Source organism: Streptomyces sp. NPDC001663 (assembly GCF_042893105.1).
Classification (GTDB): Bacteria; Actinomycetota; Actinomycetes; order Streptomycetales; family Streptomycetaceae; genus Streptomyces.
This window is the reverse complement of the sequence record NZ_JBIAUR010000008.1, coordinates 431,964-457,787: the sequence shown is the minus strand read 5'-3', so window position 1 is coordinate 457,787 and position 25,824 is coordinate 431,964. Positions and strand designations below refer to the sequence as shown.

General features: G+C 71.0%; 27 protein-coding genes. 20 read left to right on the top strand and 7 right to left on the bottom strand.

Features of this window, described 5'->3' with window-relative positions; translation table 11 throughout:
- Window positions 1-27: 27 nt before the first annotated feature.
- The 13 genes from ACFY1L_RS27280 (at window position 28) to ACFY1L_RS27220 (ending at window position 12,249) form a co-directional block, all read left to right on the top strand.
- On the top strand, window positions 28-1,215 hold the full coding sequence (locus ACFY1L_RS27280; RefSeq protein WP_388829581.1) for a beta-ketoacyl-[acyl-carrier-protein] synthase family protein: 1,188 nt from the start codon (window positions 28-30) through the stop codon (window positions 1,213-1,215).
- Window positions 1,212-2,168: a beta-ketoacyl synthase N-terminal-like domain-containing protein gene (locus ACFY1L_RS27275; RefSeq protein ID WP_388829578.1), complete on the top strand. Its 957-nt coding sequence runs from the start codon at window positions 1,212-1,214 to the stop codon at window positions 2,166-2,168. The genes ACFY1L_RS27280 and ACFY1L_RS27275 overlap by 4 nt, the downstream gene beginning before the upstream one ends.
- 35 nt (window positions 2,169-2,203) lie before the next feature.
- Entirely contained in the window at window positions 2,204-2,593 is a 390-nt protein-coding gene (locus ACFY1L_RS27270; protein ID WP_388829575.1) for a 3-hydroxyacyl-ACP dehydratase FabZ family protein, read from the top strand.
- Window positions 2,590-3,117: a 3-hydroxyacyl-ACP dehydratase FabZ family protein gene (locus ACFY1L_RS27265; RefSeq protein WP_388829572.1), complete on the top strand. Its 528-nt coding sequence runs from the start codon at window positions 2,590-2,592 to the stop codon at window positions 3,115-3,117. The genes ACFY1L_RS27270 and ACFY1L_RS27265 overlap by 4 nt, the downstream gene beginning before the upstream one ends.
- A complete protein-coding gene (fabG, locus tag ACFY1L_RS27260; protein ID WP_388829569.1) occupies window positions 3,110-3,856 on the top strand; it encodes a 3-oxoacyl-[acyl-carrier-protein] reductase in 747 nt (248 codons plus the stop codon). The genes ACFY1L_RS27265 and fabG overlap by 8 nt, the downstream gene beginning before the upstream one ends.
- Window positions 3,853-4,293, top strand: a complete 441-nt coding sequence (locus tag ACFY1L_RS27255) for a DUF3995 domain-containing protein (RefSeq protein ID WP_388829566.1) — start codon at window positions 3,853-3,855, stop codon at window positions 4,291-4,293. Before fabG ends, ACFY1L_RS27255 begins: the two co-directional genes overlap by 4 nt.
- A gap of 727 nt (window positions 4,294-5,020) precedes the next feature.
- Window positions 5,021-5,593: a 4'-phosphopantetheinyl transferase family protein gene (locus tag ACFY1L_RS27250; RefSeq protein ID WP_388829563.1), complete on the top strand. Its 573-nt coding sequence runs from the start codon at window positions 5,021-5,023 to the stop codon at window positions 5,591-5,593.
- Window positions 5,594-5,780: 187 nt separating this feature from the next.
- Window positions 5,781-6,551 carry a LuxR family transcriptional regulator gene (locus tag ACFY1L_RS27245; RefSeq protein ID WP_388829560.1) on the top strand — a complete coding sequence of 257 codons (771 nt, stop codon included), beginning with the start codon at window positions 5,781-5,783 and terminating at the stop codon, window positions 6,549-6,551.
- 177 nt (window positions 6,552-6,728) lie between these two features.
- On the top strand, window positions 6,729-7,700 hold the full coding sequence (fabD, locus tag ACFY1L_RS27240; protein ID WP_388829557.1) for an ACP S-malonyltransferase: 972 nt from the start codon (window positions 6,729-6,731) through the stop codon (window positions 7,698-7,700).
- A gap of 14 nt (window positions 7,701-7,714) precedes the next feature.
- Complete coding sequence (locus ACFY1L_RS27235; protein ID WP_388829554.1) at window positions 7,715-9,268, top strand: acyl-CoA carboxylase subunit beta; 1,554 nt, start codon at window positions 7,715-7,717, stop codon at window positions 9,266-9,268.
- Window positions 9,268-9,486, top strand: a complete 219-nt coding sequence (locus ACFY1L_RS27230) for an acyl-CoA carboxylase subunit epsilon (protein WP_388829551.1) — start codon at window positions 9,268-9,270, stop codon at window positions 9,484-9,486. Before ACFY1L_RS27235 ends, ACFY1L_RS27230 begins: the two co-directional genes overlap by 1 nt.
- Before the next feature lie 223 nt (window positions 9,487-9,709).
- On the top strand, window positions 9,710-11,440 hold the full coding sequence (locus tag ACFY1L_RS27225; RefSeq protein ID WP_388829886.1) for a biotin carboxylase N-terminal domain-containing protein: 1,731 nt from the start codon (window positions 9,710-9,712) through the stop codon (window positions 11,438-11,440).
- 41 nt (window positions 11,441-11,481) lie between these two features.
- Window positions 11,482-12,249 carry a LuxR C-terminal-related transcriptional regulator gene (locus ACFY1L_RS27220; protein ID WP_388829548.1) on the top strand — a complete coding sequence of 256 codons (768 nt, stop codon included), beginning with the start codon at window positions 11,482-11,484 and terminating at the stop codon, window positions 12,247-12,249.
- A gap of 4 nt (window positions 12,250-12,253) precedes the next feature.
- Here the strand turns inward: ACFY1L_RS27220 and ACFY1L_RS27215 are convergent, their stop codons facing one another.
- Window positions 12,254-12,862 carry a TetR/AcrR family transcriptional regulator gene (locus ACFY1L_RS27215; RefSeq protein ID WP_388829545.1) on the bottom strand — a complete coding sequence of 203 codons (609 nt, stop codon included), beginning with the start codon at window positions 12,860-12,862 and terminating at the stop codon, window positions 12,254-12,256.
- A 45-nt stretch (window positions 12,863-12,907) separates the two neighbouring features.
- Between ACFY1L_RS27215 and ACFY1L_RS27210 the strand changes: the two genes are divergently transcribed.
- Window positions 12,908-13,309, top strand: coding sequence for a hypothetical protein (locus tag ACFY1L_RS27210; RefSeq protein WP_388829542.1), 402 nt, complete (start codon window positions 12,908-12,910; stop codon window positions 13,307-13,309).
- Here ACFY1L_RS27210 and ACFY1L_RS27205 read toward each other — a convergent pair.
- Both ACFY1L_RS27205 and ACFY1L_RS27200 read right to left on the bottom strand, forming a co-directional pair.
- Complete coding sequence (locus ACFY1L_RS27205; protein WP_388829539.1) at window positions 13,290-13,655, bottom strand: MazG-like family protein; 366 nt, start codon at window positions 13,653-13,655, stop codon at window positions 13,290-13,292. The two genes, ACFY1L_RS27210 and ACFY1L_RS27205, sit on opposite strands and share 20 nt — an antisense overlap.
- A gap of 75 nt (window positions 13,656-13,730) precedes the next feature.
- The gene (locus tag ACFY1L_RS27200) at window positions 13,731-14,309 is read right to left on the bottom strand and encodes a DoxX family protein (protein ID WP_388829536.1); all 579 of its coding nucleotides are present in this window, start codon (window positions 14,307-14,309) and stop codon (window positions 13,731-13,733) included.
- A 131-nt stretch (window positions 14,310-14,440) separates the two neighbouring features.
- Here ACFY1L_RS27200 and ACFY1L_RS27195 point away from each other — a divergent pair, with 131 nt between their 5' ends.
- The gene (locus ACFY1L_RS27195) at window positions 14,441-14,767 is read left to right on the top strand and encodes a nuclear transport factor 2 family protein (RefSeq protein WP_388829533.1); all 327 of its coding nucleotides are present in this window, start codon (window positions 14,441-14,443) and stop codon (window positions 14,765-14,767) included.
- A 45-nt stretch (window positions 14,768-14,812) separates the two neighbouring features.
- Window positions 14,813-15,793 carry an aldo/keto reductase gene (locus ACFY1L_RS27190; protein ID WP_388829530.1) on the top strand — a complete coding sequence of 327 codons (981 nt, stop codon included), beginning with the start codon at window positions 14,813-14,815 and terminating at the stop codon, window positions 15,791-15,793.
- Window positions 15,794-15,821: 28 nt separating this feature from the next.
- Here ACFY1L_RS27190 and ACFY1L_RS27185 read toward each other — a convergent pair whose 3' ends face one another.
- Entirely contained in the window at window positions 15,822-16,538 is a 717-nt protein-coding gene (locus tag ACFY1L_RS27185) for an ABC transporter ATP-binding protein (RefSeq protein WP_388829527.1), read from the bottom strand.
- An 82-nt stretch (window positions 16,539-16,620) separates the two neighbouring features.
- Entirely contained in the window at window positions 16,621-18,093 is a 1,473-nt protein-coding gene (locus ACFY1L_RS27180) for an ABC transporter permease (protein WP_388829524.1), read from the bottom strand.
- Window positions 18,094-18,293: 200 nt separating this feature from the next.
- Here ACFY1L_RS27180 and ACFY1L_RS27175 point away from each other — a divergent pair, with 200 nt between their 5' ends.
- Window positions 18,294-19,442, top strand: coding sequence for a D-alanyl-D-alanine carboxypeptidase family protein (locus ACFY1L_RS27175; protein WP_388829521.1), 1,149 nt, complete (start codon window positions 18,294-18,296; stop codon window positions 19,440-19,442).
- A 239-nt stretch (window positions 19,443-19,681) separates the two neighbouring features.
- Here the strand turns inward: ACFY1L_RS27175 and ACFY1L_RS27170 are convergent, their stop codons facing one another.
- The gene (locus ACFY1L_RS27170) at window positions 19,682-20,452 is read right to left on the bottom strand and encodes an SDR family oxidoreductase (RefSeq protein ID WP_388829518.1); all 771 of its coding nucleotides are present in this window, start codon (window positions 20,450-20,452) and stop codon (window positions 19,682-19,684) included.
- Window positions 20,453-20,582: 130 nt separating this feature from the next.
- On the opposite strand from ACFY1L_RS27170, the gene ACFY1L_RS27165 reads away from it, so the two are divergent.
- Entirely contained in the window at window positions 20,583-22,226 is a 1,644-nt protein-coding gene (locus ACFY1L_RS27165) for an alkaline phosphatase D family protein (protein WP_388829515.1), read from the top strand.
- Here ACFY1L_RS27165 and ACFY1L_RS27160 read toward each other — a convergent pair.
- Complete coding sequence (locus tag ACFY1L_RS27160; protein WP_388829512.1) at window positions 22,213-23,223, bottom strand: Gfo/Idh/MocA family protein; 1,011 nt, start codon at window positions 23,221-23,223, stop codon at window positions 22,213-22,215. The two genes, ACFY1L_RS27165 and ACFY1L_RS27160, sit on opposite strands and share 14 nt — an antisense overlap.
- A 116-nt stretch (window positions 23,224-23,339) precedes the next feature.
- Here ACFY1L_RS27160 and ACFY1L_RS27155 point away from each other — a divergent pair, with 116 nt between their 5' ends.
- Together ACFY1L_RS27155 and ACFY1L_RS27150 are read left to right on the top strand one after the other, a co-directional pair.
- Window positions 23,340-24,638 (top strand): multidrug effflux MFS transporter, encoded by a 1,299-nt coding sequence (locus ACFY1L_RS27155; RefSeq protein WP_388829509.1) that lies wholly within the window; start codon window positions 23,340-23,342, stop codon window positions 24,636-24,638.
- Entirely contained in the window at window positions 24,590-25,777 is a 1,188-nt protein-coding gene (locus ACFY1L_RS27150; protein WP_388829506.1) for a serine hydrolase domain-containing protein, read from the top strand. Before ACFY1L_RS27155 ends, ACFY1L_RS27150 begins: the two co-directional genes overlap by 49 nt.
- Window positions 25,778-25,824: the final 47 nt, after the last annotated feature.

Sequence of the window (25,824 nt, the reverse complement as noted above, 5' to 3'; positions counted from 1 at the left end):
AAGCCTTATTGAGAGGGAGAACAGACGGTGACCGAAGTCGTCATCACCGGCCTGGGCGCCCTGTGTCACCTCGGCGCGGGGGTGGACAGCTTCTGGCAGGGGCTGCTCGACCCCGCCGCGCCGGTCGCGGCCCAGGCCCCCGACCCGCTGGCCCATGTCCCCATCCGGGACTTCTACTTCCTGCCCGAGGGCGCCCTGCCGCCCGAGCCGGCCACCGTCGACGGCTTCGCCATCGGCGACGCCACCCGCGCGGCCCTGAGCGTGGCCCGCGAGGCGGTCGCCGACGCGGGACTCGACGGGCTCGGCGACGGCCGTACGTCCGTCGTGATGGGGACCTCCATCGCCGACGCCTACGTCATCGAGCAGTGGCGCGCCAACAAGAGCTTCCCGGCGGACGACTCCTGGACGCCGGTGTTCTCCACCGCGTCCGTCGTCGCCCGGCAGCTCGGCGCGACCGGCGCCGCGAGCACCGTGAGCAACGCCTGCTCCGGCAGCGGCTATTCGATGGCCATCGGCGCCGACATGATCCGCGCCGACGAGGCCGACACCGTCGTCGTCGGCGGCTTCGAGACCTACTCCCGGGTCGCACACGCCGCCTTCAACCAGGTCGGCGCGCTCGATCCGACGAGCTGCCGGCCCTTCGACGCGACCCGCGGCGGCACCGTGCTCGGCGAGGGCGCGGGCGCCGTTGTACTCGAACGCGCCGAGACCGCACGGGCCCGCGGTGCGCGGGTGTACGCGACGCTGACCGGCACCGGCTGGAGCTGCGAGGCCTACCACGCGACCGGTCTCGACCCGGACGGCACCCAGATCGTGCGGGCCATGGCGGACGCGCTGGCCGAGGCGGAACTCGCCGCCGACGACGTCGACTTCGTCGTCCCGCACGCCACGGGCACCAAGCTGAACGACCTCGTCGAGACGCAGGCCATGTACGAGATCTTCGGCGAGCGCACCCGCCAACTGCCGCTCTACAGCCTCAAGGCGCTAATCGGCCACACCGGCGGCGCCTCCGGTGGCCTCGGCACGGTGGCCGCCGCGCTCTTCCTCCACCACGGCCACCTCGCACCGAACCTGCCGGTCGACACGCCCGACCCGGACTGCCCGGTGCACGTGCCCGTCGCCGAACGCACCCCGTCCGGGCGAACCGCGATGGTCAACTCCTATGCCTTCGGCGGCAACAACATGTCCCTCCTGCTGCGGGGTGAACCGCGATGACCGCTGCCGACCTGATGACCGCTGATCCGGTGGTGACCGGCATCGGCGTGGTCACCGAAACCGCCCTGGACCCCGAGGGGGAGCGCACCAAGGGCTGGTTCGACCACCGGGCCGAACTCGGCCGCGGCTACAAGTACTTGCCCAAGGCCAGCCAGTATCTGCTGGCCGCCACCGCGCGGGCGCTCGCCGACACGGGGGCCGAACTCGCCGACGTGCCCGAGCACCACCGGGCGATCACGGTGGGCACCAACAACGGGATGTCCGAGCTGCAAGGCGAGTTCGACCGCACGGTGATCGAGGGCGACTCGACCCTGCTCAGCCCGGCCACGGTCCCGTACTTCTCGGTGAACCTGGTCGGCTCCCGAGTCGCCATGGAACACGCCCTCAAGGGCTTCAGCCTCGGTGTCCACAGCCCCCGGGTGGCCGGCCTCGAAGCAGTGCAGCACGGCGTACGGGCGCTGCGCGCCGGCCGCGCCCAATGGCTGCTGACCGGCGCCGCCGAGTCCCCGCTCGACTGGTCCGAACCCGGCGCCACCGGCAGCGAGGACGGGGCCGTGGCCCTGGTCGTCGAACCGGCGGCGGCAGTCGCGGCACGCGGCGGCCGGACCCACGGCCGGGTACAGGTGCGCAGCTTCCTGCTGCCACCGCCGCTGGCCGACTCACCGCAGGGCCGTAAGGAGGCCGAGCAGCTGCTCGCCACCGCCCTGGCGGCCCTCGGCCTGACCGGCAGGCGCCCCCAGGTATGGCTCATCGGCGGGGACGACGCCGTCACCGGCACGGTCGAGGCCGCGCTCGGCGGAGGCGTGATCCGGGCGACGGCGGGCGCCGGCTGCCTGGGGCCGGCCGTGCAGGTCGCTGCGCTGCTGCGGGAGGCCTTCGTCGAGCAGCTCGTGATCGGGGTCGCCGCCCAGGGCAACGTCTCGGTCGCGCACGTGGTGCCGGCCTCCCGATGACAACCGTCCAGCAACCGAAAGGAGTTGAGCCCAGGATGTCCGTGGCCTTCGCCACCCCCCTGAACCGCACCGTCCAGACCCTCGAGCGCCGACCCGCCGGGGCCACCACCCGGCTGACCGTGGGCGCCGACGAGCAGGTCTTCCGCGGCCACTACCCCGACTTCCCGATCTTCCCCGGGGTCTGCCTGGTCGAGACCGTCCACCACGCGGCCATCGCCAACCCACCCCAGGAATCAGGGCAGTTGCAGCTGACGGCCGTGGAGTCCGTGCGCTTCCTCAGCCCCGTCTTCCCCGACGACGAGGTGACCGTAGAGCTGGAGTGGAAGCTCAAGTCCGGTGCCTGGAAGGCGCACGCCGCCCTGTCCACCGCCCGGGGCAAGACCGCTCAGGTCCGCCTCGGCTACGACCTGCGGGAGGCGTCGTGACCGACCAGCCGTACGTCATCGGCATCGACCGGCTCAAGCAGACGCTGCCGCACCGCTACCCGATGCTGCTCGTCGACCGGGTGACCGCCGTCGAGACCGGCGTGAGCCTCACCGCCGTCAAGGCGATCACCGCCAACGAACCCTGGTACGCGGAGATCCCCGACGGCGCCACCGAGGCCGACCACGCCTACCCGGTCGCCCTGCTGGTGGAGTCCTGGTGCCAGGCCGCCGGGGTGCTCGCGCTCTGGGAGCGGTTCACGCCCGAGGAAGTCGCCGAACTGGTCATGCTGTTCGGCTCCATCAGCGGCATCCAGGTCCACGCCCGGGCCCTGCCCGGAAGCCTCGTCGAGCACCGGGTGCGCCATGTCCGCAGCGTCGGCACCACGCTGATCTTCGAGGGCGAAAGCCTCCTGGACGGGGCGCCCCTGCTGACCGTCGGCTCGATCGTCATCACCATGCGCCCCGGCGGCGAACTGTCCGCCGACGGCGAGAACACCACCGAAGGAGAGCTCTCCCATGCCTGAACAGACCTCCAAGGTCGCCCTCGTCACCGGAGGCTCCCGGGGCATCGGCCGCGCCTGTGTGCTGCGCCTCGCCCAGGACGGCTACGACGTCGCCTTCTGCTACACCTCGCAGTCGGCGGCCGCCGACGAGGTGCGCAAGGAGGCCTCCCGGCACGGCACCCGGATCCTCGCCGTCCAGAGCGACGTGGCCTCCGCGGACTCCGTGCGCGACCTCGTCAAGCAGGTGGGCGAGCAGCTCAACCCCATTGACGTACTGGTCACTTCGGCCGGCATCGTCCGCGACAACCCGCTGCTGCTGATGACCGACGAGCAGTGGACCGAGGTCGTCGACGTCAACCTCACCGGCACCTACAACGTGTGCCGCGCCGTCGCCTTCGACATGCTCAAGCGCCGCTCCGGCTCCATCGTCACGCTCTCCTCGGTCGCGGGCGTCTACGGCATCGCCACTCAAACCAACTACGCCGCGACCAAGGCCGGAATCATCGGCTTCACCAAGTCGCTGGCCAAGGAGGTCGGACGGTACGGAATCCGGGTCAACGCCGTCGCACCCGGATTCATCGAGACCGACATGGTGGCGGGCCTGGACCCGGAGTACTCCAAGCAGATGGTCTCCGGAGTGCCGCTCGGCCGCATGGGTACGGCGGACGAAGTCGCCGACCTGGTCTCGTACTTGGCCTCCGACCGGGCCGCGTACATCACCGGCTCCGTCGTTCAGATCGACGGAGGGATCGTGCTGTGACGACGGTGGTCCGCACAGTGGTCCCGGCGGCCCTGACCGTCGCGCTCGTGGCGATCGGCGGCCTCCACCTCGTCTGGGCGTTCTCGCCCTGGCCGCTGGCCGACAAGGTGACCTTCACCAAAACGATCCTCGGCAGCGACAGCGGCACCATGCCCCCGCCGGCCCTGTCCGCACTCGTCGGCCTCGCCCTGATCACGGGCGCCGTGCTCACCCTGATGGTCAACGAGACCATCCCGGAGCTCGGCCCCAACTGGCTGCGCACACTCGGGAGTTACGCCCTGGCTCTGGTCCTGCTCGGCCGGGGCCTGGGCGGCTTCCTGCTCAACTCGGGCGCCACGGACGAGTTCCAGCGCTGGAACACCGCGCTGTACTCGCCCCTGTGCATCGCCCTCGGCCTGCTCGGCGGGGTGGTCGCGGTTGCCGCGAGCAAGCGCTGAGCGCCACGTCGCCGACGGGGGAGTGCAGGTGTGGTGGTGGCGGACGGCCCCCTCGGGCTCGGCGGGCGAGGGCCTGATCGGGGAGGGGCCGGTGGGCGAGGGGTCGGCGAGGGATGGGCTGACGGGGAGGGGCTCGGCGAGGGATGGCTTGGCGAGGGAGGGCTTGGCGGGGTACGGCTCGGCGGGGAGGGACCCAGCAACGGAGGGCCTGGCGGGGTACGGCCTGACGGGGAGGGACCCGGTGGGGGAGAGTGCGACGTGGAACGGCCTGACGGGGAGGGAACCGGCAGGGGAGAGCGCGACGTGGAACGGCCCAACGGGGAGGAAGCCTGCAAAGGAGAGCCCGGCGGGAAGGGCCCTGGCAGGGGAGGACCTCGCGGGGTACGGCCGGACGGGAAGGGACCCGGCAGGGGAGAGCCTGGCGGGGTACGGCCCGACGGTATGGGACCCGGTGAGGGAGGGCCTGGCGGGGAGGGCCCTGGCAGGGGAGGACCTCGCGGGGTACGGCCGGACGGGAAGGGACCCGGCAGGGGAGGGCCTGGCGCGGTACGGCCCGACGGTAAGGGACCCGGCAAGGGAGGGCCCGGCGTGGAGGAACCCGGCAAGAGAGAGCCCGACATGGAATGGCCCCGCAGGGAATGGCCCCGCAGGGAACCCCACCGTCCTCAGCCCTGCCGAGCTGCAGCGAGCTGCCCGCATCAAGGACCCCGAGCGAGCCGCCGCGTTCGTGCGCGGCCGCACCCTTGTGCGCGTACTTCTGGGCGAACTCCTGGGCACAGAGCCGCAGTCGGTGCCGCTCGGCCGAGCACCGTGCCCCGACTGCGGCGACCTGGAACATGGCCCGCCCGCACTGCTGACCCCGGGCACTCCGCCGCGGATCAGCCTGTCCCACACCGCCGGGCACGGCATTCTCGCCGTGGCCGGCTTTCCCGTGGGCGTCGATCTGGAGGAGCGCCGGGCCCTCGACCTGGACACCGTCGGCGGCAAGGCGCTGACTCCGCGCGAGCGCGCGGTGTTCACGGCGGCCGGTCCCGGCGACCGCGGCGCGCTCTTCTTCCGCTGCTGGACGCGCAAGGAAGCCGTACTCAAGGCCGTCGGGACGGGAATCGTCGGCCCGCTCGACGAACTCGACGTCCGTCCTGAACAGCCGGGCCACGCACATGTGACGGCCGGAGTGCCGGGCCGTGAACGCCCGTGGCTGATACGCGATCTTGCGCTTCCCGCACCTCTCGTGGGTGCCGTCGCCGTACCGAGGGAACACGGCGCAGGCCTGGTCCGGATATGGGAAATGCCACATTAGTTCCCCGGCGATCCGGGCATCCGAAAGCCCTTTCCAGTGAATAAGAGGAGGACTCAGGTTTCCGTCGTGTGACTTGTTCAACTCTCACTAAAACTAGGCGCGTTGACTGTCAAGTTTGCGCCACTGTACTGTTGGAGGCGACTGCAGTTGTGATCATTGCTTTCCGTGCCACGGGGGTGGGCGCAAAGTGTCTAGTGCGGAATTCACGCCACAATCCAACGGAGAAGCCGAAACCACGCTTCTGGAGATACGCTCGCTCATCGATTCGGTCTTCCCGAAGAACGAACGCGACTCCGCAGAAAACAACTCTCTTCTCACCACAACCGAAGACGCCCATACGGCCCTCCAGGCACTCGCCGACCAACTCGGCCAGGCCGAGCGCCGCGTGGACGTCGTCCTCCCGTCCGACCGTTCCGGGGCCGGACTGCCGACCTTCGTGCTCGCCCGGGCGCCGAAAAGCCTGCCCGGTGTGCACATCCGCATGCTCGGATCCCAGTCCACGGCCGAGCAGTTCGGCCTGCTCGACCTCAAGCGACCGCGGCACAACCTGGAGATCCGCATCACGGACGCGCTGCTGCACGGCGCCGTCATCGTCGACGGACGCACCGTCCTGACCCGCCATGTGAAGTCGGGCTCCTCGCACGCCGCGCGGGTGCGGGCCCCGGCCGTGGTCCAGGCGTTCAACGCACTGTTCGCCGGTGCGTGGAAACGTGCGGTTCCGTTGTCCCTGGACCGAATTCGCCACGAGTTCCCCCAGGAAGTGCTCATCTGCCTCTGCGAGGGCTACATCGACGAAGTCGCGGCCCGTGAGCTGTCCATGTCCGTGCGCACCTACCGTCGGCACGTCGCCGAGATCATGCGCCTCCTCGGCGCGAACTCCCGTTTCCAGGCGGGTGTCTTCGCCGCCGAAGCGGGACTGCTGCGCGGGGAACGCGGCCAGGAGCAGCAGGCCGTCTGACATTCCACCGGCCCGACCGCAAGAAGATGTCACGCAAGAAGATGTCATTCAAGTCGGGAACCGTACGGCGGAATTCTTGCCTCCTGTCAGTTTCTGGCCATTCAGCCGCCCGGCCTCCGGGCGGCTGCCTAGCGTCCGACGCATGAACCGAAATCCCTTGAAAGGGGGTGCGCCGTCATGGGTAAGACCGCATTCGTCTTCCCCGGCCAGGGGTCACAGCGGGTGGGCATGGGCCTCCATCTGCTGGAGCAGCGGCCGGACCTGATCGACACGTACTACCGCACGGCGGACGAGATCCTCGGCCTGCCGCTGTCCCGCCTGTGCTGGGAAGGACCGCAGGAGGCGCTGCGTGACACGGCCGTCACCCAGCCCGCCGTCTTCCTGACCGGCATCGCCACTCTCGACGTCCTGCGCGGCCGGGGCATCGAGCCCGCACTCGTCGCCGGACACAGCCTCGGCGAGTACACCGCCCTGGTCGCCGCGGCCGTACTCGACTGGCGGGACGCACTGCGCCTGGTGCGCCGCCGGGGCGAGCTCATGGCCGCGGTCAACGCCCAGGTCCCGGGCCGCATGGCGGCGGTCATCGGCCTGGACCTGGCCACCGTGGAGGACCTCTGCACCAAGGCCGCCACCGCGACCGGCCAGGTCGTCGAGGTGGCCAACGACAACGAGCCGGGACAGGTCGTCGTCTCCGGCCAGGACAGCGCGGTGCAGCGGCTGTGCGGCGACGCACAGGACGCGGGCGCAGTCCGGGCCGTCGTGCTGGACGTGGGAGCACCCTTCCACTGCAGCCTGATGGCGGACATCGAGGAGGAGTTCGCCGCAGAACTCGACAAGGTCGAACTGCGCGCGCCGCGGGTGCCGGTGGTCTCGGGGGTCACCGCGGACCTGGTCGACTCCGCCCAGGGCATCCGCGACCGACTGCGCCGCCAGCTCGCCGGCCGGGTCCGCTGGACCGGCACCGTGCGCGCACTGACCGTCGCCGGCGCCGACCGCTTCGTGGAAGTGGGCCCGGGCAACGTCCTCTCCGGCCTGTGCCGGCGCATCGAACCCGACGTACCGGTCCACACGACCAACGACGCACGCAGGCTCGACCGGACCATCGCCCAGGCCGGCCGCGAGGCCGCCCGGCCCGGCGCCGCGGCATGAAGGGGGACAGGGGGATGGACACGGGGGTGAACACGAGGATGGCACTCACCGAACTCAAGGCGCTGGTCAGGCAGGGTCCCGACCCGGCGGCCACCGAACGCCAGCACGCCAAGGGCAAGCTGACCGCCCACGAGAGGATCGAACTCCTCCTCGACAAGGGCTCGTTCACCGAGATCGAGGCACTGCGCCGGCACCGGGCCACCGGCTTCGGCATGGAGACGAAGAAGCCGTACTCGGACGGCGTGATCACCGGCTGGGGCACCGTGCACGGCCGCACGGTCTTCCTCTACGCCCATGACTTCCGGGTCTTCGGCGGCGCACTCGGCGAGGCGCACGCCCAGAAGATCCAGAAGGTGATGGACCTCGCCGAGGCCGCGGGGGCCCCGCTGGTCTCGCTCAACGACGGCGCCGGCGCCCGCATCCAGGAAGGCGTCACCGCACTCGCCGGCTACGGCGGCATCTTCCGCCGCAACACCCGCTGCTCCGGAGTGATCCCGCAGATCAGCGTGATGCTGGGCCCCTGCGCGGGCGGCGCCGCCTACAGTCCCGCCCTGACCGACTTCGTCTTCATGGTCCGCGGCACCTCCCAGATGTTCATCACCGGCCCGGACGTCGTCCAGGCGGTCACCGGAGAGCGCGTCAGCCAGAACGAACTCGGCGGAGCCGACGTCCACGCGGACACCTCGGGCGTCGCGGCCTTCGCCTACGACGACGAGGAGCAGTGCCTCGAAGAGGTCCGCTATCTGCTGTCCCTGCTGCCCTCCAACAACCGCGAACTGCCGCCCAGGGCACCGGTGCAGGACTCGCCGACCCGCAGCACCGAGGCGCTCATCGACCTGGTGCCCGCCGACCCCGGCCGCTCCTACGACATGCGCAAGGTCATCGAGGAGATCGTCGACGACGGCGAGCACTTCGAGGTCAGCGAACGCTGGGCGGCCAACGTCCTGTGCACCCTGACCCGCCTCGACGGCCATGTCACCGGCATCGTCGCCAACCAGCCGGGCAGCATGGCCGGCGTCCTCGACATCGAGGCCTCCGAGAAGGCCGCACGCTTCGTCCAGTTCTGCGACGCCTTCAACATCCCGCTCGTCACCCTCGTCGACGTGCCCGGCTTCCTCCCGGGCGTCGGCCAGGAGCACGACGGCATCATCCGCCGCGGCGCCAAACTCCTCTACGCCTACTGCAACGCCACCGTCCCGCGTATCTCCCTGGTGCTGCGCAAGGCCTACGGCGGCGCGTACATCGTCATGGACTCGCGCTCCATCGGCGCCGACCTGTCCCTGGCCTGGCCGTCGAACGAGATCGCGGTGATGGGCGCGGAGGGCGCCGCCAACGTCATCTTCCGCCGGGAGATCGCCGCCGCCGACGACACCGAGGCGGTGCGCGCACAGAAGATCAAGGAGTACCGGACCGAGTTGATGGGCCCGTACTACGCAGCCGAACGCGGCCTCGTGGACGACGTGATCGACCCGGCGGAGACCCGCTCGATCCTGATCCGCTCCATGGAGATGCTCCGCACCAAACACGTCGACCTGCCGTCGCGCAAGCACGGCAACCCGCCGGTGTGATGGCCATGACGACATCTGCCGCACCTGTTGTGCCTGCCGTGCACCTGACTGTCGTACGAGGAGATCCGGACCCGGAGGATCTCGCCGCACTGATCGGCGCGCTCATCGGCAGCCGCCCGACTGCGCCGGAAGCGCTGGACTCGGGCCCCGCGAGGGCGAGTTGGGACCGAGCGCACCGAGTGACCTGTCCTCCGGCGGGATCCTGGAGGGCGCACTGATGATCCGCAAGATGCTCATCGCCAACCGCGGCGAGATCGCCGCCGACGAGGCGTTCGCGCTGGGCGGCACTGCACCATTCCGGGGGACAACCCCCGGACCCCCGGCAGAAAAGCGGGTCAGTAGGGACGGCATGCACGGAGTGGGGCGATGAGCCGGATATCCAGCGAGGCATCGATTGATCCCGCTCCCGCGGGCACGCAGAGGAAGGGCCCGAAGAACGTCATGCGCAAGGTGCTCATCGCCAACCGTGGCGAAATCGCTGTCCGCGTGGCCCGGGCCTGTCGGGACGCGGGGATCGCGAGCGTGGCCGTCTACGCGGACCCGGACCGGGACGCCGTCCATGTCCGCGCCGCCGACGAGGCGTTCGCGCTGGGCGGTGACACCCCGGCGACCAGTTATCTGGACGTGGACAAGGTGTTGGGGGCGGCACGGGAGTCCGGGGCGGACGCCATCCATCCGGGCTACGGCTTCCTGTCCGAGAACGCCGAGTTCGCGCAGGCGGTCCTGGACGCGGGCCTGATCTGGATCGGCCCGCCGCCGCAGGCCATCCGCGACCTCGGCGACAAGGTCGCCGCCCGGCACATCGCGCAGCGCGCCGGCGCCCCGCTCGTCGCGGGCACGCCCGACCCGGTCAGCGGCGCCGAGGAGGTCGTCGCCTTCGCCGAGGAACACGGCCTGCCGATCGCCATCAAGGCCGCCTTCGGCGGCGGCGGGCGCGGCCTGAAGGTCGCCCGCACCCTCGAAGAGGTCCCCGAGCTCTACGAGTCGGCCGTCCGTGAGGCGGTGGCCGCCTTCGGCCGCGGGGAGTGCTTCGTCGAGCGCTACCTCGACAAGCCCCGGCACGTGGAGACCCAGTGCCTGGCCGACACCCACGGCAACGTGGTCGTCGTCTCCACCCGTGACTGCTCGCTGCAGCGCCGCCACCAGAAGCTGGTCGAGGAGGCCCCGGCGCCGTTCCTGTCCGAGGCGCAGGTCGCCGAGCTGTACTCGTCCTCGAAGGCGATCCTCAAGGAGGCCGGCTACGTCGGTGCCGGCACCGTGGAGTTCCTCGTCGGCGCGGACGGCACGATCTCCTTCCTGGAGGTCAACACCCGCCTCCAGGTCGAGCACCCGGTCACCGAGGAGGTCGCCGGCATCGACCTGGTGCGCGAGATGTTCCGCATCGCCGACGGCGAAGCCCTCGGCTACGGCGACCCCGAACTGCGCGGCCACTCCTTCGAGTTCCGCATCAACGGCGAGGACCCCGGCCGCAACTTCCTGCCCGCGCCCGGCACGGTCACCGAGTTCGCCCCGCCCACCGGCCCCGGCGTCCGCCTGGACGCCGGCGTCGAGTCCGGCAGCGTGATCGGCCCGGCCTGGGACTCCCTCCTCGCCAAGCTGATCGTGACGGGCCGTACCCGCGAGGAGGCTCTGGAGCGGGCCGCCAGGGCCCTCGGCGAATTCACCGTCGAGGGCATGGCCACCGCAATCCCCTTCCATCGCAAAGCAGTTGACGACCCCGCCTTCACCGCCGAGCCGTTCACGGTCCACACCCGCTGGATCGAGACCGAGTTCGTCAATGACATCCCGCCCTTCGCCGCTCCCGCCCCCAGCGAGACCGAGCAGGAGGAGCCGGGCCGGGAGACCGTCGTCGTCGAGGTCGGCGGCAAGCGGCTCGAGGTGTCGATCCCCGCGTCCCGTTCCGGGCCGTTGAGCCCCAAGCGTCGCGCGGTGAGGAAGTCCGGGCCGGCGGCCTCGGGTGACGTCCTCGCTTCCCCGATGCAGGGAACGATCGTCAAGGTCGCGGTGGAGGAGGGCCAGGAGGTCGAGGAGGGCGACCTGGTCGTCGTACTCGAGGCAATGAAGATGGAACAGCCCCTGAATGCCCACAAGTCCGGCACCGTCAAGGGGCTTTCCGCCGAGGCGGGCGCCGCTGTCACGTCCGGCGCCACGATCTGCGAAATCAAGAACTGACCACCACACGTACTGACCAGAACTGACCAGGAAGGCTGAACATGGGGGACGAACTGGAGCAGACGTTGCTCCAGATGCGGGCGCTGGTCGAGGACGCGGTGTCCAAGACCAGGCACCGGGCGGGCGCCGGCCAGGGCGCTCTGACCGTGGTGTCCGATCCCAGCAACGCACGGATAAGGCGGACCGCCGAGCGCCTGATCTCCACCGCACGCCGCTCCGTGTCGCTGGCGCTGCCGTGCCGGGTGACCATGTCGGAGGCGCTGAGCGGACTGCTCGACATGCTGCGCGAGATCTCCGCCGCCGGAGTCGGGGTCCGCGTGCTCGGGGGACCGGGGATTCTCGACGACCGCAATGTGCGGCGCCATCTGACGCCGTTGCCGGCGAGGGCCGCGTTCGACGTCAGGATCGCGGCGCACCAGCACCAGGAAGTACTGATCGTGGACGAGCGGATGGCGTTGATGCGGGCCGAGTTCGGCAGGGCGGGCTCGCAGGCGGTGACCATCCGCGTGCCGATGGTGCTGCGGGCGCTGGACACGCTGTTCACCGGCGCCTGGTCGACCGCGACGCCCGCGCAGAGCTACCGCAGGGTGAGCGCGCGCGGCCGTACCGAGATCGCCCGCCAGGTGCTGAGCTGCCTCACCGCGGGGAGCACCGACGAGGCGGCGGCCCAGAGCCTCGGCCTGTCCGTGCGCACGTATCGCCGTCATGTCGCCGAGCTGATGCAGGAGTTGGGAGCCGTGTCCCGCTTCCAGGCCGGCGTCCAAGCCGTCGAACTCGGCCTGCTCACACCGGAGGCCAAGGCGGCATGACCGGCTAGGCGGGTCTCAGGAGCGCATCCATCGTCGCCTCCAGATACGCCGGGAAGTCCTCGGGGGAGGGCAGCACGGACGGCGCGGCATGGCCGAGCTGGGTGTGCCCCAGATAGAAGCTGTACGCCATGAGCGCGCGCCGTCGCGCCTCGGCCTCGGCGAAGCCGAGCTCGCCGAAGAGCCCGGCCAGGTAGCCGATGCGGCGCTCGGTGACCTGCCGCAGCGCGGCGGCGACCTGGGGGTGGTCGGTGCTGGCGAGCAGCGAGAGCTCCAGCGGATCGGTGGCGGCCGGCTTGGTGACCGCGGTGAACAGCCTGCGCAGGCGCTTCTCCGGGTCCGGCTCGGTCTCCACCGCCGCGATGATCTCGTCGGTGTTCGCCTCCACCCAGCGGGCGAGGGCGGCCTCGATCAGCGCCTCGCGATTGCCGAAGTGCCAGTAGAAGCTGCCCTTCGTCGCGCCGAGGCGGGCGGCGAGCGGCTCGACCGCCACCGCCGCGAGGCCGCCGCCCTCGCCGATGGCGGCGAGCGCGGCGTCCGCCCAGTCGCGGGCGCTGAGCCTGGCCTTCCCGGACCGCCGCCCCTGCTCCGTCTGCTGCCGTTGCACCATGACCATACGGTACCGTATGGTTGACCATACGCCAGCGTATGGAGGCATGCGATGCTCAAGGACAAGCCCGTAGCGGTGCGGTTTCCCGAAGGCGCCCAACTGATCAGGACAGCCGTGGACCGGCCCGACTACCAGGACGCGTACGCCATGGAGCTGCTGCCCGGCATGCCGCGCGACCCGGCGGCCTGGACGGGCATCCTGCGCGACGCCTTCCCGATCGCCGCGAAGCAGGACGGCGAGGCCCTGATGAACGTGAGCACGGCCGGTCTCGACGCCTGGGCCTCGATCGTCGTCGACGACAAGTACGTGACCCTGTGCAGCTCGGTGAAGACCAACGCCTGGCAGTCCAGGCTGTATTGGGGCGTGGTGAAGAGGGTGCACCCCTTCATGGCCCGCGCAATGATGGTCCGCACCCACCGCAGGCTCGCCCTGGCTACACGGAACCCGGTGTAGCGGTTCCCAGCGACCTTTCCGTCACCCGCGCCAGATGCCGTGCGAACACCTCGCGGGTGTCCGGCGTCAGCGTGCGCAGGGCCACCAGCGCGGTGATCACGACGTCGCAGAGCTCGCCCTGGACGTCCTCCCAGGTGTGGGTGACGCCCTTGCGCGGGTTCTGCCCGGTCGCGCCGATCACCGCCTCGGCGACCTCGCCGACCTCCTCCGACAGCTTGAGCATGCGCAGCAGCAGACCCTCGCGGCCGCCGTGCGGACGGTTGCCGTCCAGCCAGGTCCACAGGGCGTCGACGGAGGACCAGAGTTCGGGGGAGCCGCTTGGGGCAGGCGTGGGCTGATCAGTCATGGGCGCAGCCTGCCCACACCGGTCGCCCATCGAACAGCGGCTCCTACGACGCCGGTCGGTCCCCGAACGCGGCTGCTACGACGCCGGTCCCTCCCCGAACAGCGCCTCCTGCGAGCTGAACTCGTCCGCCGCCTCGTCCTTCTCCGGCTTCTGCACCCTCTTGTTCCGCGCCCCGACGACCAGCGCCGTGACCGCCGCCGTCGCCCCCAGCGCCGCCGGGACCATCCAGCCGCGGTCGAAGACATGGCCGAGGGCGTGGTCGAGGGAGAGCCGGCCGGGGCCCGCGACCGCGAGGCCGGTGGCGGCCAGGCCCAGGGTCGCCGCGTACTCGTAGCCGCCCTCCATGTTGAAGAAGCCGTTCGGGGCGTGCACCGCGGCGGCGCCCGCCATCGCGCCGGCCGCCGCAGCGCCCGCCGCCGGGGTCGCCAGGCCCAGCGCCAGCAGGGTGCCGCCGCCGGCCTCGGCGAGGCCCGCCGCGGTGGCGCTCGCCCGGCCGGGCGAGTAGCCGACGGACTCCATGAACTGGCCGGTCCCTTCGATGCCATGCCCGCCGAACCAGCCGAGCAGCTTCTGCGCGCCGTGCGCGGCCAGCACACCGCCGGTACCCAACCGGAGCAGCAGCAGGCCCAGATCACGTCGGTCGTAAGAACTCACGGTGACTCCTTGAACAGGAAGCAGGAACGACCCCCTCCGCGTTTCCACCGTCCCACCCCTCACACCCGGCGGACCGATCCGCGCAGCCGTTCGGGTGGCGGCTCCCGGCGGGCGGTGTGAGTCTGGCTGCCATGACGATTCAGCCTGCCAAGCTCAGCGACCCGGCCGTTCGCGCCTTCGTCACCGCAGTCAACGCCCACGACCGCGACGGCTTCCTGGCCCTCCTCACGGAGGACGCGACCATGGCGGACGACGGCTCCGACCGTGACCTCGCCGATTGGATCGACCGGGAGATCTTCTCCTCCAACGGCCACCTGGACGTGGACAACGAGTCCCAGGGCGGCCGCGCCCTCCTCGCCCACTACCGCAACGACACCTGGGGCGAGATGCGCACCCGGTGGAGCTTCGACGTCACCGAGGACGGCAGGATCTCCCGCTTCGAGACCGGTCAGGCGTGAAACCCCTTGCCCTAGGGTGCGCTCCAACTCCTAGTGTCCAGCGGTATGGAGACGAACAGGACACTGGGCCGCAGCGGCATCGGAGTAAGCGCTCTCGGCTTCGGCTGCTGGGCCATCGGCGGTGAGTGGCAGAACACCGAAGGCCAGCCGCTGGGCTGGGGCAAGGTCGACGACGACGAGTCCGTACGGGCGATCCGGCGCGCCCTCGACCTCGGCGTGACCTTCTTCGACACCGCCGACACCTACGGCACCGGACACAGCGAGCGCATCCTCGGCCGGGCGCTGGGCAAGCGCCGCGCCGACGTCGTCGTAGCCACCAAGTGGGGCAACGTCTTCGACGAGGAGACCCGCACCCTCACCGGCCGCGACGACTCCCCGGAGCATGCCCGCCGCGCGCTGACCGCGTCGCTGAAGCGGCTGGACACCGACTACGTCGACCTCTACCAGCTGCACATCTCCGACGCCGAGCCCGAGCGGGCAGCCCAACTGCGGGACCTGTGCGAGGAGTTCGTGGGGGAGGGACTCATCCGCGCCTACGCCTGGAGCACCGACGACCCGGCCCGCGCCGCCGTGTTCGCGGAAGGGGAGCACTGCGCTGCCGTACAGCACGCACTCAACGTGCTCAGTGACGCGCCCGACATGCTGGTGCTGTGCGAGGAGTCGGGGCTCGCGAGCATCAACCGCAGCCCGCTGGCCATGGGGTTGCTGGCGGGCAAGCGGCAAGGGGCCCTGGAGGCGGGCGACATCCGCAGCAGGCCGCCGGCCTGGCTGGAGGGCTTCAGCGAGGGCTCCGGGGCCGACGCGGACTGGGTCGCCCGGATCGACGCGCTCCGGGAGATCCTCACCAGCGGCGGCCGTACGCTCGCCCAGGGCGCCCTGGCCTGGCTGTGGGCGCGCAGTGCGCGCACCGTCCCGATCCCCGGCTTCCGTTCGGTCGCGCAGGCCGAGCAGAACGCCGGCGCGATCGCGAAGGGGCCGCTCACCGCCGGGCAGATGGCCGAGATCGACCGGCTGCTCGGGCGGTGAACGGCCCCCTCGGGCCCATGGACCGCGGTCAGTAGGCGACCTGGCTGTCGTACGCCTGCAGGCCGGAAGGCTGTTGCTCCGTCAGCGTCAGCTGCCCCGCCTTGATGGTCGCCAGGCGCGGGGCCCGGCGGGCGATGGACGAGTCGTGGGTGACGATGACGAACGTCAGGCCGTGCTCGCGCCACAGGCCCTCCAGCAGGGCCATGATGTCGTCGCGGGTGCCCTCGTCGAGGTTGCCGGTGGGCTCGTCGGCGAGCAGCACCTTCGGCTTCTTGACCAGTGCGCGGGCGATGGCGACGCGCTGCTGCTGGCCGCCGGACAGCTCGGTCGGGACGTGCGAGAGGCGCTCGCCGAGGCCGACCGAGCGCAGCGCCTCGGCCGCGCGCTCCCGGCGTTCGGCGGGCTTCACGCCGAGCGGGACCAGGGCCGTCTCGACGTTCTCCTGGGCGGTCAGGGTCGGGATGAGGTTGAACGCCTGGAAGATGATGCCGATCTTCTCGGCGCGCAGCCGGGTCAGCTTGGCCTCGCTGATCCGCGCCAGGTCGACGCCGTCCAGCTCGACGCTGCCCTCGGAGGGCCGGTCCAGGCCGCCGATCATCTGCAGCAGGGTGGACTTGCCGCCTCCGGTCGGGCCCTGGATGACGAGCTGGTCGCCGTCCTCGATGGTGAGGTCGATGCCGCGCAGCGCCTCCACCGTCTCCTTGCCCCGCGTGTAGCGCTTGGTGACGCCGGTGAGTCTGTACATGGGTTCTCCAGAAGAAGCATCGGGGTGGGGCGCCGCCTCCCGGGGGGAATTCGGAGGCGGCGCCCCAGCTCAGGGGGTGGTGTTACGACACGCTGCGCAGGGCGTCCGCCGGGCGCATGCGGGAGGCGCGCCAGCCGCCCATGGCGCCGGCGATCAGGCCGCCGGTGACCGCCAGGCCCACCGCGAGCGCGATGGTGGTCAGGGAGACCGGGGCGGAGAGGGCGATCTCCATGGTGTTGGAGGCCGACTGCTGGCCCGGGCCGCCCATGCCGCCGCCGGGGCCGCCGCCCATCCCGCCCCCGCCGCCGCTGCTGCCGAGCTGTGCGGTGAGCTTCGGGCTGATCGCGGTGACCGTGTAGGCGGCCGCGAGGCCCAGGCCGATGCCGAGGGCGCCGCCGAGCAGACCGTTGACCATGGACTCGCCGACGACCTGCCGGGTCACGTTGCGGCTGGGCCAGCCCAGCGCCTTCAGGGTGCCGAACTCACGCACCCGGCGGGAGACCGCGGAGGAGGTCAGCAGCGCGGCCACCAGGAACGCGGCGGCCAGCACCGCGATCGACAGCCACTTGCCGACGCTGGTCGCCAGGTTGGAGGCGGTCGACAGCGAGCCGGACACGGTGGACGCGAGATCGGCGGAGGTGGTGACCGTCGTACCGGAGATGTTGCTCTGGATCGTCTTCTTGACGGTGGCGATCTGCTTGGAGTCGGTCGCCTTGACGTAGATCGTGGTGACCTTGTTCTTGGAGTCGCCCAGCGTCTGCGCCTGCTTCAGCGGCACGAAGACGTCCGTGGTGGACTCGCTGCTGTCGGGCGTCGCGATGCCGATGACGGTGAACTTGGTGCCGTTGATCTTGAAGGTCGAGCCGAGCTTGTACTTCTTGGACTTGGCGTACGACTTGCTGATCACGGCGACCTTCGCGTTGGTCTGCGAGGCCGTGAACGTCTTGCCGGAGGTGATCTTCGACGTGGCCAGCGGGCCGAGCTCCTGGTCGGTGACGTCGATGCCGGCCACCGAGTAGGAGTTGACGTTGAAGGAGGCGCCGCCGCCCTGGACCTGCGGCTGCCCGCCGCCGCTGCTGCTGCCGCCGGGGCCGCCCTGCTGGGAGTCGGAGGAGCCGGAGGACGTCGAGGACTTCGCCTTGCCCTGCGTGAAGGAGCCGTCGACCTTCGTCACGTTCAGGGTGATCGCGCCGACCGCGTCCGCCACACCCTTCTGCGAGGCGACCTTGGTGACCAGCGAGGACGCCAGGACCTGACCACCCTGCGTCATCACCCGGTCCGAGCTCTGCTTGGACTTGCTGCTCGACTTGGCGTCGAACTTGAAGTTCGGGCCCTGCGAGCTGCCCGCCTTGGGAGCCGACTGCGCCTTGGTCACGGTCATGTCGGTACCGAGGCCGTAGAGCGACTTGAGGACCTTGTCCTGAGCCTGTGTCATGCCGGCCGACACCGAGTTGACGGTGATGACCAGGGCGATTCCGAGCGCCAGACCCAGTGCGATGACCAGGGCCGCCTTCTTTCTGCGGCCCAGTTCGCGCTTGAGATAGATGCCAAACATCCCGTTCCTCGAAGGTTCTTGGCGCCCGCTGTGGGCGCTGCCACAAGCTAGGGAGAAACCTTTGAGCCGGACTGAGTAAAGGATGTGTCAGAGCTGAGAAAGTGGGGTGTCGGGTCAGAATTCCGTAAGACAGCCAATTCTTATGCCGTAGAGGGCGTACTGCCAGGAAACCCCTGTTGGGTGGGTGTTAAGTTCCCGGGATGCACGGTTCCTCTCCGCTCTCCCGGCGTGCCGCTCTGGGCCTTGCCGCCGCCGCGATTCCGCTTGCCGCGGCGACCCCTGCGCACGCCTCGACCGTCGTCGGCGGGGCGCGCCTCGCCCATGACGGAATTCAGGGCACAGGGCTGCCCAAGAAGCTCACCGCCGCCGCCTGGCTCGTGGCCGACTGCGACAGTGGAGAGGTACTCGCCTCCTACAACGCGCACAAGCGGCTCGCGCCCGCCTCCACGCTGAAGATGCTGTTCGCCGACACGGTCCTGAAGAAGTTCGACCGCACCGAGCGGTACAAGGTGACCGACGCCGATCTGGCCGACATCCCGGCCGGCTCCAGCCTGGTCGGCGTCAAGCCCGGGATCACCTACACCGTCGAGCAGCTGTGGCAGGGCGTCTTCCTGCGCTCCGGCAACGACGCGGTGCATGTGCTCGCCCACATGAACGGGGGAGTGGCCAAGACGGTCGCCCAGATGCAGGCCAAGGCCGAGGACCTGCAGGCCCTGGACACCCACGTGGTCAGCCCCGACGGCTTCGACCACAAGGGCCAGCTGTCCTCCGCCTACGACCTCACCCTCTTCGCCCGGCACGGCCTGAAGAACGATGACTTCCGCGAGTACTGCCACCTGAAGACCGCGAACTTCCCGGCCGGCGGCAAGAAGACCTTCCAGATCCAGAACACCGACCGCCTGCTCACGGGCGCCTGGGGCGTGAAGACGTACGACGGACTGATCGGCGTCAAGAACGGCTACACCAGCCACGCCGGCAACACCTTCACGGGCGCGGCCACCCGCGACGGCCGGACCCTGCTGGTCACCGTGATGCACCCCAAGAGCGGCTACAACGCCGTCTACGAGGAGACGGCCGCGCTGCTCGACTGGGGCTTCGAGCGGGCCGGTTCGGTGCAGGCGGTGGGCACGCTGGTCGAGCCGCTCAGCGAGGGCGGGACGAAGGTGACGCCCACCGGGAAGGCGGCGCAGGCGGCGGCCGGCGCTCCGGGCGGGGCGGCCGATAGCCCCTCGACCTGGCGTCTGCTGGAGGGCGCGGCCGGCACGGTCGCCCTGCTGGCGGGCGGTGCGTGGGCGCTGCGCCGGCGACGGGCGGCGGCCGCGGAGGCCGGCGGCAAGGGCCGCAAATGACGTAGCGGCAGCCGTTCCACGCACCGGTGCGTACCTCGCGGTCCCACGCGAGATCCACCCCCACCCGGTGCCGGAACGGCTGCCGCATCCCCCCTCGGTTTGGACCGCGGAACGCCAGTGCTCCATCTGTGAAGCTCTGGTGAAGATGATTTGAGCATAAGCCCGAGACCGGCCGCAATGGAGCGGACGTCCAGATTCCGCTTGTGCAAGTTGAGGAGTCGACGGCCTTCCGCGGGAGCTCAGCCGCGCCCGACGTACGGCATCGCGGTGGCGAGCACCGTCGCGAACTGCACGTTCGCCTCCAGCGGCAGCTCGGCCATGTGCCGCACCGTGCGCGCCACGTCGACGACGTCCATCACGGGCTCGGCCGCGATCTCGCCGTTGGCCTGCAGCGCCCCGGTCTGCATCCGCGCGGTCATGTCGGTCGCCGCGTTACCGATGTCGATCTGCCCGACCGCGATGCTGTACGCCCGCCCGTCCAGCGACAGCGACTTGGTCAGCCCGGTCAGCGCATGCTTGGTCGCCGTGTAGGCGACGGACAGCGGCCGGGGCGTATGTGCGGAAATCGACCCGTTGTTGATGATCCGTCCGCCCTGCGGGTCCTGCTCCTTCATCTGCCGGTACGCCGCCTGCGCGCACAGGAACGCCCCGTTGAGGTTGGTGTCCACCACATGCCGCCACGCCTCGTACGGCAGCTCCTCCACCGGCACCCCGCCCGGCCCGAACGTCCCCGCGTTGTTGAACAGCAGGTCCACCCGACCGAACCGCTCCACCGCGGCGGCGAACAGCGCGGCCACGTCCGCCGGCTGCGAGACGTCGGTGCGTACGGCGAGAGACGCGCCCTCCGGCACCAGCGCGGCCGTCTCCGCCAGCGTCTCGGGCCGCCGCCCCGCCAGCGCCACCGACCAGCCCGCGCGCAGCAGCTCCACGGCAACCGCCCGTCCGATCCCGGAGCCGGCGCCCGTCACCACCGCGATCCTCGACTGCACTTCCGTCCGCATGGCATTCATGGGCCGCAGCGTAGGTGAGCGTCTGCCATGCGGGACGACCCGTCCGCCATCCGGGTGCTGTGCAGCCGACAACGCGTGTCGACTCCGGCCAGTCGTCCGCCTCCTCCCTGAACTGTGACGGGAGGACAGAATGACAATCACAACAGCTCGGTCCCGGCGGCACGCGCCCGAACTCCGTGCCGCCGCCCGACACATCGGCCGCCGCCGCATGCTCAGCCTGACGGCCGCGACCGTCGCGCTCGCCTTCGCCATCGACCTGCCCGCGGTCGGCGCGGCGGCGGCCGCCCCGCTCGACGCGGCACGCATCGCCGAGTTCCCCTTCACGCTCGGCGTCGCCTCGGGCGATCCGCTGCCCCACTCGGTGGTGCTGTGGACACGCCTCGCACCCGCCCCCTACCAGCCCGACGGCGGGATGCCCGCCGAACGCGTCGACGTGGACTGGGAGATGGCCAAGGACGAGACGTTCTCCGCACTCGCCGCCAAGGGCACCACCACCGCGCACCCCGAGTTCCACCACACCGTGCACGTCGAGGCCGATGGCCTCGAGCCCGGCCGCGTCTACTACTACCGCTTCCGCACCGGCAGCTGGATCAGCGAGACCGGCCGCACCCGCACCGCGCCCGCCGCCGACAGCGCCGCCCCCGCGCTCTCCTTCGCCGCCGTCTCCTGCCAGGCGTACGAGGACGGCTACTTCACCGCCCACCGCCACCTCGCCCAGGACGACGTCGACCTGGTCTTCCACCTCGGCGACTACATCTACGAGTACGCCATCGACGCGGCAGCCGGCGCCCGCAAGTACACCGACCACGCGCTCTCCTCGGCGTTCGGCCACGAGACCATGACGCTGGAGGACTACCGGCTGCGCTACGCCCTCTACAAGACCGACGCCGACCTGCGGGCCGTGCACGCCGCGCACCCCTTCGTCGTCACCTTCGACGACCACGAGACCGCGAACAACTACGCGGCAGCCGTCTCCGACAACGGCATGCCGCCGGACCAGTTCCTGCTGCGCCGCGCCGCCGCCTACCGCGCCTACTGGGAGAACCAGCCCCTGCGCACGCCGCAGCTGCCGGTCGGCTCCGGCATGCAGCTCTACCGGCGGCTGCACTGGGGGCTGCGCGCCCAGTTCGACGTCCTCGACACCCGCCAGTACCGCTCCGACCAGGCCTACGGCGACGGCAGGCACATCCCCGGCCCGGAGTCCGACGACCCGAGCCGCACCATCACCGGCCAGGCCCAGGAGAAGTGGCTGCTCGACGGCTGGCGCGCCTCCAGGGCGCTGTGGAACGTCCTGCCGCAGCAGGTCTGCTTCTCCCAGCGGCGGATGGACCTCAACGCCGTCGCCCAGGTCTCCATGGACGCCTGGGACGGCTACTCGGCCTCACGCCGCCGGATCCTGGACGGCGCCAAGGCGGCCGGCATCGAGAACCTGATGGTGCTCAGCGCCGACGTACACGTCGCATACGCCTTCGACATCAAGGACGACTTCGACGACCCGGACTCGCGCACGCTCGGCACCGAGATCGTGGCCACGTCCACCGTGAGCGGCCAGGACGGCACGAAGACGCCCGCGAACTGGAACACCTACATGACCGCCAACCCGCACCTGAAGTTCTACGACGGCCGGCGCGGCTACGCCAAGGTCACCCTGGGGGAGACCCAGGCCCGGGCCGACTTCAAGACGGTGCCGTACGTGACCCGGCAGGGGGCGCCGGTCGAGACGGCCGCGTCCTTCGTGACCGAGGTCGGCGAGCACGGCCTCAAGCCGGCCTGACGGCCTCCGCCGGGTAGCGGACGCCGATGCGGTCCCGTACCGCGTCGAGCGTCCGCATGACGGCCAGGGTCCCCTCGAGCGGGACGAGCGGAGACTCCCTCTCGCCCGCCCGCAGAGCACGCATGACCTCCCTGGCCTCGTGCCTGAGGCTGTTGCGGGGGCCGTCGGCCGGGTCGGCCGTGAACTCCTCGGGGTCGCGGCCGTCGCGGTGCAGCACGAAGCGGTCCGGGAAGAAGAAGCCGTACGGGATGTCGATGCGGCCCTGCGAGCCGGTGACGGACGCGGAGGTCGCCGTACCGCCGACGATGGAGCAGTGCACGGAGGCGAGAGCGCCGCTCTCCCAGGAGAGCAGTGCACCCGTCTGGAGATCGACGCCCTCGTCGGAGAGCGCTGCTCTCGCCACGATGTCCGAGGGTTCGCCGAGGAGGAGGTGGGCGAAGGAGACCGGGTAGACGCCGAGGTCGAGCAGCGCGCCCCCGCCCTGCGCCGGGTCGCGCAGCCGGTGAGTGGGCGGGAAGGGCCCGGCCAGCCCGAAGTCGGCCTGCACATGGCGCACTTCACCGATCGCGCCGCCGTCGACCAGCTCCTTCAGCCGCCGCACCAGCGGATTGCAGTACATCCACATCGCTTCCATCAGGAAGCTCCCGCGCGCCCGCGCCAGCGCGACGAGCTCCTGCGCCTCGCGCGCGTTCAGCGTGAACGCCTTCTCGCACAGCACGTTCCGCCCGGCCTCCAGGCACAGCCCCGCGGCCGCCCGGTGCGCCGAGTGCGGGGTGGCGACGTACACGACATCGACGTCCGCGTCCTCGGCCAGCGCACCCCAGTCGCCGTACGCCCGCTCGATCCCGAACCGCTCCGCGAACGCCTTCGCCGACGCCTCGGTCCGCGAGGCCACCGCGACGACCTCGGCATCGGGCAGATCCACCAGATCCGCCGTGAACGCGGCGGCGATCCCACCGGTCGCGAGGATCCCCCACCGCACGCTTTCCGCCGTCATCCCGGCCCACCCTCGCTGCTGTGACATTCGGCACTGTGTACGAGCTGAGAGCATAGGTGGCCGGGGGTTCGGGGGTGTCCCCCGGGACAATGCAGTACTCGGAAAGGGAGGGGCTCATGCCCGAGCAGGGCGCGTCGACATCACACATACAGCAGGCGGCCGGATCGCAAGCGGAACCGGCCGCCGACGCTGCTGTGCGCCGCACGGGTCTCGTCGTCACGCTCATCCTCGGCGGCCTCACCGCCACGCCCCCGCTCGCGATGGACATGTACCTCCCCTCGCTCCCGGAGGTCACCGACTCCCTGCACGCCCCCGCGGCCACCGTCCAGCTCACGCTCACCGCCTGTCTGCTGGGGATGGCGCTCGGGCAGCTGGTGGCCGGCCCGATGAGCGACCGGTGGGGCCGCAGGCGCCCGCTGCTGATCGGCCTCGTCGCCTACGTCGTCTCGACCGCACTGTGCGCGTTCGCGCCCACCGTCGAGTCGCTGGTCGCCTTCCGGCTCGCGCAGGGCCTGGCGGGCGCGGCGGGGATCGTCATCGCGCGAGCCGTGGTCCGCGACCTGTACGACGGCGTCGCGATGGCCCGCTTCTTCTCCACCCTCATGCTGATCGGCGGGGTCGCCCCGATCGTCGCGCCGCTGATCGGCGGGCAGATCCTGCGGGTGACGGACTGGCGGGGCGTGTTCGTGGTCCTCACGGTGGTGGGCCTGCTGCTGACCGGGTGCGTGTGGACGAGGCTGCCGGAAACCCTCCCGGCGGCCGAGCGGCACGGCGGGGGAGTGGGCGAGGCCCTGCACTCGATGCGCCGCCTCCTCGCCGACCTGCCCTTCACCGGCTTCATGCTCGCGGGCGGCTTCGCCTTCGCCGCGCTGTTCGCCTACATCTCGGCCTCGCCGTTCGTCATCCAGGAGATCTACGGCGCCTCCCCGCAGACCTTCAGCCTGCTGTTCGGCCTGAACTCGGTCGGGCTGGTCATCGTCGGCCAGGTCAACGGCAAGGTGCTGGTCGGACGGGTGAGCCTGGAGAAGGTGATGGGGATCGGCCTGACGGTCGTCATCGCCGCCGCGACCGCCCTCCTCCTGATGTCGGCCGGCGTCCTCGGCCAGGTCGGGCTCGCGCCCGTCGCCGCCGCCCTGTTCGTCCTGATGTCGGCCATGGGCGTCACCCTGCCCAACGCCCAGGCCCTCGCCCTGATGCGCACCAAGCACTCCGCCGGCTCCGCGTCCGCGCTGCTCGGCACGTCCTCCTTCCTCATCGGCGCCGTCGCCTCCCCGCTCGTCGGGATCGCCGGCGAGCACACCGCCGTGCCGATGGCCGTCGTCCAACTGGCGGCAGCACTGGTAGCGCTGGGCTGTTTTGTGGGAATGTGCCGTCCCTGGAACACGCGTGCGAGTGCGGAGGGAGCAGGGAGCTGAGCGCGCCGAAACTGCGCAGCGACACCCCGGAACGGGCCGGGCTCGACCCCGGGGAACTCCGTCTCCTCGTCCAGGAGGTCCACGACCTGACCACCGGCGACCACCCCTGGGCGGCCGGCACCGTCGTGGTCGCCGGGCGCGGCCCGGTGGTCGCCGTCGAGGCGGCGGCGGGCTGGGCCGTGCGCTACTCGGCCTACGACGCCGAGAGCGACCGCGGAGTCGAACTGCCCGCCGGGTCCCGCGTCCCGGTGACCGTCGACACGCCCTTCGACCTGGCGTCCCTCACCAAGCTGTTCACCGCGGTCGCCGCCGTGCAGCAGATCGAGCGCGGCACGCTCGGCATCGACGCGCGGGTCGGCGCCTACCTGCCGGAGTTCCGGGCGGCGGCCCGGCACGACATCACCGTACGGGAGCTGCTCACCCACACCTCCGGGCTGCGGCCCGAACTCCCGCTGTACGACTGCGCCGACGACGCCGAGCGGCTGGCGAAGCTGCGGGCGGAGGCACCGGTGGGGGTGCCCGGCACGTACACCTACTCCGACCTCAACTTCCTGCTGCTCCAGTTCGTCCTGGAACGCATCACCGGCCGCACGCTGGACGTCCTGATCCACGACGGGATCACCCGGCCGCTGGGCATGCTGTCCACCGACTTCGGCCCCTGCCCCGGCGCGGCGGCGACGGAGGACCAGCGGCGCCCGTGGGCCAAGGCGGACCGGGGCATGCTGCGGGGCGTCGTCCACGACGAGAACGCCTGGGCACTCGGCGGCATCGCAGGCCACGCGGGCCTCTTCTCCACGGGCCGGGACCTGGCCGTCTTCTGCCGCACCCTGCTCGCCGGCGGCTCCTACGGCCCCGCCCGCATCCTCGGCGCCGACTTCGTGGAACTCCTCCTGACCCCACCGGGCCTGGGCTTCGCAGTGGACCAGCCCTGGTTCATGGGCGAACTGGCGGGACGGGGAGCGGCGGGCCACACGGGCTTCACGGGCACGTCACTGGTACTGGACCCGTCGACGGACACGTTCCTGGTGCTGCTGGCGAACACGGTGCATCCGAGACGACGGGATCCGAACAGCCGGCCCAGGGCAGCGGCGGCCACGCGTTTGGCAAGGGCGGTGTACCCCAGCCCGTCCGGCGTGTGAGGACGAGGCCCCTCAAGGGCCGACGGGGGTCCAGGGGGCGGAGCCCC